Here is a 6,717-nt window from a genome sequence, read left to right on the forward strand (position 1 = left end):
GGACGGGGACGGGGTCGGGGACGGGGTCCGCGGACAGGGAGCGGCTACGGCGTCCAGTCGCCGAGCCAGCTCGCCTGGGTGTAGGAGCCGGCCTGAGCGTCCGTCAGCTGCGGTCGGTCGGAGCCGCCGGCGCCGGAGCCCGCCCCGGTGTTGCGGTACTCGGCGAACCGGTCGTCGCGCCAGGAGAAGCCGCTCATGTCGGTCCAGGGCGTGGTGCGGACGGCCGCGCTGAGCTGGGTGTTGCGGACGATGCCCTGCGGGTCGAGCGAGGCGTCGCCACCGGCGTGCCAGGGGCGCCCCAGGTAGAAGGTGCGGTCGGTGACGGAGCCGGTGATCGTGCTGTTGGTGACGAGGAAGCCGTTGAACTGCGGGGCGGTGGAGGGCGCCATCACATAGCCGCCCGAGCTGCCGTCGGGCCGCCTGGTGACCTCGATCACCGAGTTGGTGATGACGGCGGTGGCGCGGCCGAAGATGAAGTCGACGTTGCCGCGGATCGTGGAGCCGGTGACGAGGACGCGGCCCCTGGTGTCCCGGTTCGCGGTGTCGAGCAGCAGGGTGTCCTGGTCGCCGCTGACGATGACGTTCTCCAGCCGGATCCGGTCTGCGCGGGTGCGCAGCGCGACGGCCTGGTGTCCCGCCTGGTTGGCGTGCGCGACCTCGTCGAAGTCGTTGGCGATGGTGAGGTTGCGGGCCTGGAAGTCGTTGGCGTCGGCCATGAAGGTGGCGCTGCCGCTGGTGCCGTAGGTGGTGCCGTCCGGCCTGGTGGTGCCGGCCGAGTTGTTGTAGACGATGGTCACCTGGGACGGCGAGCCGCCGCTGCCGACCAGCCGGATGTTGGGCTTGTTGCTGGGGATCTGGACGGTCTCGCGGTAGGTGCCCGGGCGCACCGTGATGGTGACGAGGCTGGAGTTGCCGGCCGGAACCGCGTTCACGGCGGCCTGCACGGTGGTGTGGGTGCCGCTGCCGTCCTTGGCGACCACGAGGTCGACGGCGGGCGCGACGTCGGCCCGGGCGGCCTGGCCGGGCGCCAGCAGGGCGCCGGCGGCCAGGGCCAGGGTGGCGAGGAGGGCCGCCCGACGTCCGCGGCGGTGCGGTGTGGGGTTCATGGGGGATCCGTTTCTGGCGAGGACCTGACATCTGCTGGTCGCCGCAGGACGGCCGAAGGTTGCCCGCCGGAGCGCCGCCGCGACGAGGGGTCCCGACCGGGAATAGTGGGGCCCCGAGCGATGTTGTCGCGGGTGATTCAAGGTTCAACTATCTGGGAGTGGTGACGATGACCGGGATGCAGTTCGGGATCTTCAGCGTGGGAGACGTCACGCCCGATCCGACGACGGGCCGCACCCCCACCGAGCGGGACCGCGTCAAGGCCATGGTCGCCATGGCCCAGCGCGCCGAGGAGGTCGGCCTCGACGTCTTCGCGACCGGCGAGCACCACAACCCGCCGTTCGTGCCCTCCTCCCCCACCACCATGCTGGGCTGGATCGCCGCCCGCACCGAGCGGCTGATCCTCTCCACCGCGACGACGCTGATCACCACCAACGACCCGGTCAAGATCGCCGAGGACTTCGCCATGCTCCAGCACCTGGCCGACGGGCGCGTCGACCTGATGCTGGGCCGCGGCAACACCGGCCCCGTGTACCCCTGGTTCGGCCAGGACATCCGCGAGGGCATCAACCTGGCCATCGAGAACTACGCCCTGCTGCACAAGCTGTGGCGCGAGGACGTCGTGGACTGGGAAGGCCGTTTCCGCACCCCGCTCCAGGGCTTCACCTCCACCCCGCGCCCGCTGGACGGCGTACCGCCCTTCGTCTGGCACGGCTCCATCCGCAGCCCCGAGATCGCCGAACAGGCCGCCTTCTACGGCGACGGCTTCTTCTCCAACCACATCTTCTGGCCCAAGGAGCACACCCAGCGGATGGTCGAGCTGTACCGCAGGCGTTTCGCGCACTACGGCCACGGCACGCCGGAGCAGGCCGTCGTCGGCCTCGGCGGCCAGGTGTTCATGCGGGGCAACTCGCAGGACGCGGTGCGGGAGTTCCGCCCCTACTTCGACAACGCCCCGGTCTACGGCCACGGCCCCTCGCTGGAGGAGTTCACCGAGCAGACGCCGCTCACCGTGGGCACGCCCGAGCAGGTCATCGAGAAGACCCTGACGTTCCGCGACTACGTCGGCGACTACCAGCGGCAGCTGTTCCTGGTCGACCACGCGGGCCTGCCGCTGAAGACCGTCCTGGAGCAGATCGACATGCTGGGCCAGGAGGTCGTCCCGGTGCTCCGCGAGGAGTTCGCCAGGCGCCGGCCGGCCGAGGTGCCGGACGCGCCGACCCACGAGGCGCTGGTGCGCGCCGCGGCGACGGAGCCGGAGGGGGCGACCACCGCATGAGGATCGCCGTCGTCGCGTCCGGGCTGAGCGTGCCGTCGTCCACCCGGCTGCTGGCCGACCGCCTCGCGGCGGCCACCGCCGGGCGGGTGGACGGCGCGGAGGTCGCGGTCGTCGAACTCCGTGAGCTCGCCGTCGAGATCGCCAACCACCTCACCAACGGCTTCCCGGGCCCGCGGCTGGCCGCCGCGATCGAGACGGTCACCGGCGCCGACGGGCTGATCGTCGTCACGCCCGTCTTCTCCGCGTCCTACAGCGGCCTGTTCAAGTCGTTCTTCGACGTCCTGGAGCCGGAGGCGCTGGCCGGCACGCCGGTGCTGATCGGCGCCACCGGCGGCACGCCGCGCCACTCGCTGGTGCTGGAGCACGCGCTGCGGCCGCTGTTCGCCTACCTGCGGGCCGTCGTCGTCCCGACCGGGGTCTACGCCGCCTCGCAGGACTGGGGCACGGAGGGCGACGGCTACGCGGACGGCCTCGCCGAGCGGGTGGACCGCGCCGCGACCGAGCTGGCCGCCCTGCTGTCGCCGGCGGCCGGGAGCCGCGGCGCGCCCCGGGCCGCCGGCGCCGACCGGCGGGCCGAGGCGGACGAGGTCGTGCCGTTCGCGGAGCGGCTGGCCGCGCTCGGCATCGACCCGCCGGCCGACCGCCGCGGCGGCTGAGCCGCCACCGCGTACGCGGAACGCGTGGCCGACCGGGGGGGGCGCCCCGTCGGCCGCGCGTCCCACGACGCGCGACTGACACACCGTCACCACATTCACCCGACATCCACATTCTTCACGCGCCGGGCGCGAGCTTCACGTGATCCCGCCCGTGCGCCTGCCGGCCTCCTGGTGCGCTCACTAGCGTGTGCCGCGATCCTCCGACCCCGGAGGACGCGCTCGCACAGCTCTCCCTGGAGGTGTAATGAGACGCGCCAGAATCCTCGCGATGGCGGCCACCGTCATCCTCGTGGCCGGCTCCGCCACGGCGGCGGCACAGAGCGGCGGCGGTGACGTCAAGGACGTCCCCGGCGCCCAGGACGTGGGCCCGCTGGCGGCCCACAACCAGTACACCGGCACCCCCACCAGCCTCGCCCCCGGCGCCTCGGGATCGGCCTGGGCGTACTGCCCCGCCGGCGAGGTGCCCACCGGTGGCGGCGCCGGCACCAGCGCCTTCGACATCTACCTGCTCGACACGCGCCCGTCGGGCACGGCCTGGCTCGTCTTCGGCAAGAACACGGGCTCGACGACCCAGAACATCACGGCGTACGTCGTCTGCACGGTGCCCTGAGCGCCCTGACGCCGGCGCCCTCCGCGCCCGGCGTCCGCACGCCTCGCCGCCCGCCGGCCCCGCCGGCGGGCGGTTCCCGTGCCCGCCCGGGTCAGCCGGCCTCGTAGACCTCGCCGCCGAGTTCGAGCCGTGCGGCACCGGCGGTGGCGCCGGCCAGCCAGCCGCGGAACGCCTCGACGTCGGCCTCCGGCAGGCCCACCCGGATGGCCACCTCGGCCCCGTACGTCACCTCGCGCACCGCCCGGCCGGCACCCCGCAGGTCGTTCTCCAGCCGGCCGGCGCGCTCGTGGCCGACGGTGACGACGGCCAGCCGCAGCCGGCGGCGGGGCACCGTGCCGACCGCGTCGAGCGCGGCGCCGACCGCGCCGCCGTAGGCGCGGATCAGGCCGCCGGCACCGAGCTTGACGCCGCCGAACCACCGGGTCACCACGGCCACCGTGAAGCGCACCTCGCGGCGCAGCAGCATCTGCAGCATGGGCAGTCCCGCGGTGCCGCCGGGCTCGCCGTCGTCGCCGCTCTTCCGCACGGCGGCGTCGGCGCCGAGGACGTAGGCGTAGCAGTGGTGACTGGCGGCCGGATGCCGGGCCCGCGCCCGGGCGACGAACGCCTGCGCGGCGGCCTCGTCGGCGACCGGCGCCAGCGCGCACAGGAAGCGCGAGCGGTTCACCTCGGTCTCGTGCTCGCCCTCGCCGGCCACCGTCAGATACCCGTCCCGCATCCGCCAAGACTAGAAGGCGGCCAGGAATGCCGGACGGCAGGATGGCGTTGTCGGAGCACACGGACGCGGGAGGTCGGCATGTACGGCGATGAGGCGACGGTGGAGCGGTTGCTCACCGGGCTCGGGGACACCTGGGCGGTCGTGGGGCTGTCCAACAACGAGCGGCGGCCGGCGTTCGGCGTCGCGCGGGTGCTCCAGCGGTTCGGGAAGCGGATCGTGCCCGTGCATCCGAAGGCGGAGACCGTGCACGGCGAGGCCGGTTACGCGCGCCTCGCCGACATTCCGTTCCCCGTCGACGTGGTGGACGTCTTCGTGAACAGCGACCTGGCGGGCGCGGTGGCCGACGAGGCGGTGGGGATCGGGGCCAGGGGCGTGTGGTTCCAGCTCGACGTGGTCGACGAGGCCGCCTACGCGCGCACCAGGGCGGCCGGTCTCGAGATGGTCATGGACCGCTGCCCCGCGATCGAGCTGCGGAACCCGAGGTACCAGGGGTGAGGGAAACGCGATTGTCGGGCCGGAGAGCCAGGGGTTAGGGTCGTCGGGTGACTGCCGGGTCGGCCATGGGCCATGAGCGAGTGGGGTACCCGGCCACGGCGTGACCTGGGGGTGGGCACGGGGCCCGCCGTTCTCCGTCGAGTGTCAGTCAGCGGGCGGATCGCGCGGCGCGCGCCGCCGTCATCGACCACATCTCGTCGGCCACCCACATCGGAGAACGAATCCCAGCATGCCCACAGACTTCAACCAGCGCGTCATCGAGGAGTTCCGCGCCAACGCCGGACGCGTCGGCGGCCCCTTCGAGGGCGCCCGTCTCGTCCTGCTCACCACCACCGGGGCCCGCTCCGGCGCCCGGCACACCACGCCGCTCGGCTACCTGCCGGACGGCGGGGAGCGGATCCTGGTGATCGCCTCGGCCGCCGGGGCGCCCCGGCATCCCGGCTGGTTCCACAATCTGCTCGCCGACCCCCTCGTCACCGTCGAGGACGGGGTCTTCACCTACGAGGCGGAGGCCACCGTGCTGGTCGGCGCCGAGCGCGACGAGGTCTTCGCCCGCGCGGTGGAGGCCGATCCCGGGTGGGCCGAGTACCAGGCCAGGACCAGTCGGGTCCTGCCCGTTGTCGCCCTGCGTCCGACGGGCGGCGGGGTCCCGGGCGCCGTCTCGCCCGGCGAGGGCCTGCGTCTGGTCCACGACGCGTTCCGCCACGAACTCGCCGCGATCCGCCGGGAGATCGCCGACTCCGAGGCGGCGGGCGTCGGGCCGGGCACCGGCCTCGGCGCGCAGCTGCGCGTCAACTGCCTGACGTTCTGTCAGGGTCTCGGCTTCCACCACTCGGTCGAGGACGGCGGGATGTTCCCGCACCTCGAGCGGGTACGCCCCGATCTCGCGCCGACGCTGGCCAGGCTGCGGGCCGAGCACGAGCGGATCGGGGCGCTGCTCGGCGAACTGCGGCGGGTGGTCTCGGCCGAGCGCGCCGAGCCCGGGCACACGCTGTCCGAGGTGGACCGGCTGACGGTCGAGCTGGAGGCGCATCTCGCCTTCGAGGAGGCGGAGTTGATACCGCTGCTCGACGGCTGAGCTGATCGGCCACCCGGGTCCGGCGTCGGCGCGCGCCGCCGGACCCGGTGCCGGTCGGGGACCGGGGGTCCACCGGACGGCCCCGCCGTTGCGCCTTGGGCCGACGGACAGATGCTGATAGTCCTACACGAATGACGCAGAGCCCCCGGGAGCCACGCAACCGCTATGTGGATCTGGTGCGGATCACCGCGGTGTGCTTCGTGTGCATGGGCCACTGGCTCGTGACCGACATCAGCTACCGCGGCGGGCGCCTGCACGGCGTCGACGCCCTCGACCAGGTGCCCTGGACGCACTGGCTGACCCTGCTCTTCCAGGTGATGCCACCGATCTTCCTGGCCGGCGGCTACGCCAACGCGGTCTCCTGGTCGGCCCACCGGCGGCGCGACGCCTGGGGCGGCTGGCTGGGCGAGCGGGCGCGCGGTCTCCTGGTGCCGACGGCGGTCTACGTGGCGGCGGCCACGGTGGCCGTGGCGGTCTGCCTCGTCGTCGGTGTCGACGGGCGGGTGCTGTCCGACCTGGGCTGGGCGATGGCGCTGCACCTGTGGTTCCTGCCGCTCTACCTGCTGCTGTTGGCGTTGACGCCGCCGCTGTTCGCGCTCCACCGGCGGCTGGGGCTCCGGCTGGTCGCGCTCTTCGTCGCGGTCGCGGCCGTGGTGAACGTGCTGGTGCTCGTCCCCGGCGTGCCGCTGGTGGGGTGGCTCAACTACCTGCTGGTGTGGGGTGGGATGTACCTGCTGGGGTTCGCCTGGCACGACGGGGAGTTGGGCGGGATCCGCC

7 protein-coding genes and 1 pseudogene are annotated in these 6,717 nt (G+C 73.5%); 6 read left to right on the forward strand and 2 right to left on the reverse strand.

Going from position 1 to position 6,717, the window contains the following annotated elements; genetic code table 11:
* Positions 1–44: 44 nt before the first annotated feature.
* Positions 45–1,079, reverse strand: a pseudogene (locus E1283_RS29090) (pectinesterase family protein); the annotation flags it as partial.
* Between the two features lie 203 nt (positions 1,080–1,282).
* Between E1283_RS29090 and E1283_RS29095 the strand changes: the two are divergent.
* The 3 genes from E1283_RS29095 (at position 1,283) to E1283_RS37580 (ending at position 3,649) form a co-directional block, all read left to right on the forward strand.
* Positions 1,283–2,383: an LLM class flavin-dependent oxidoreductase gene (locus E1283_RS29095; RefSeq protein ID WP_132821161.1), complete on the forward strand. Its 1,101-nt coding sequence runs from the start codon at positions 1,283–1,285 to the stop codon at positions 2,381–2,383.
* Entirely contained in the window at positions 2,380–3,039 is a 660-nt protein-coding gene (locus E1283_RS29100) for an FMN reductase (RefSeq protein ID WP_132821156.1), read from the forward strand. The genes E1283_RS29095 and E1283_RS29100 overlap by 4 nt, the downstream gene beginning before the upstream one ends.
* 244 nt (positions 3,040–3,283) lie before the next feature.
* Entirely contained in the window at positions 3,284–3,649 is a 366-nt protein-coding gene (locus E1283_RS37580) for a hypothetical protein (protein WP_165956285.1), read from the forward strand.
* A gap of 91 nt (positions 3,650–3,740) precedes the next feature.
* Here E1283_RS37580 and E1283_RS29110 read toward each other — a convergent pair whose 3' ends face one another.
* Complete coding sequence (locus tag E1283_RS29110; RefSeq protein ID WP_132821158.1) at positions 3,741–4,367, reverse strand: IMPACT family protein; 627 nt, start codon at positions 4,365–4,367, stop codon at positions 3,741–3,743.
* Positions 4,368–4,445: 78 nt separating this feature from the next.
* On the opposite strand from E1283_RS29110, the gene E1283_RS29115 reads away from it, so the two are divergent.
* The 3 genes from E1283_RS29115 to E1283_RS29125 form a co-directional block, all read left to right on the forward strand.
* Entirely contained in the window at positions 4,446–4,862 is a 417-nt protein-coding gene (locus E1283_RS29115) for a CoA-binding protein (protein ID WP_132821159.1), read from the forward strand.
* 229 nt (positions 4,863–5,091) lie between these two features.
* Positions 5,092–5,940 carry a nitroreductase/quinone reductase family protein gene (locus E1283_RS29120; RefSeq protein ID WP_132821160.1) on the forward strand — a complete coding sequence of 283 codons (849 nt, stop codon included), beginning with the start codon at positions 5,092–5,094 and terminating at the stop codon, positions 5,938–5,940.
* Between the two features lie 131 nt (positions 5,941–6,071).
* The coding region (locus E1283_RS29125; protein ID WP_165956286.1) for an acyltransferase family protein at positions 6,072–6,717 on the forward strand (646 nt) is incomplete at its 3' end.

The organism is Streptomyces hainanensis, assembly GCF_004348415.1.
GTDB lineage: Bacteria > Actinomycetota > Actinomycetes > Streptomycetales > Streptomycetaceae > Streptomyces > Streptomyces hainanensis.

Excerpts from the sequence above, each read along its gene's own strand:
- E1283_RS29095 (WP_132821161.1), top strand. The coding sequence starts at position 1,283 with ATGCAGTTCGGGATCTTCAGCGTGGGAGACGTCACGCCCGATCCGACG.
- E1283_RS29100 (WP_132821156.1), top strand. The coding sequence starts at position 2,380 with ATGAGGATCGCCGTCGTCGCGTCCGGGCTGAGCGTGCCGTCGTCCACC.
- E1283_RS37580 (WP_165956285.1), top strand. The coding sequence starts at position 3,284 with ATGAGACGCGCCAGAATCCTCGCGATGGCGGCCACCGTCATCCTCGTG.
- E1283_RS29110 (WP_132821158.1), bottom strand. The coding sequence starts at position 4,367 with ATGCGGGACGGGTATCTGACGGTGGCCGGCGAGGGCGAGCACGAGACC.
- E1283_RS29115 (WP_132821159.1), top strand. The coding sequence starts at position 4,446 with ATGTACGGCGATGAGGCGACGGTGGAGCGGTTGCTCACCGGGCTCGGG.
- E1283_RS29120 (WP_132821160.1), top strand. The coding sequence starts at position 5,092 with ATGCCCACAGACTTCAACCAGCGCGTCATCGAGGAGTTCCGCGCCAAC.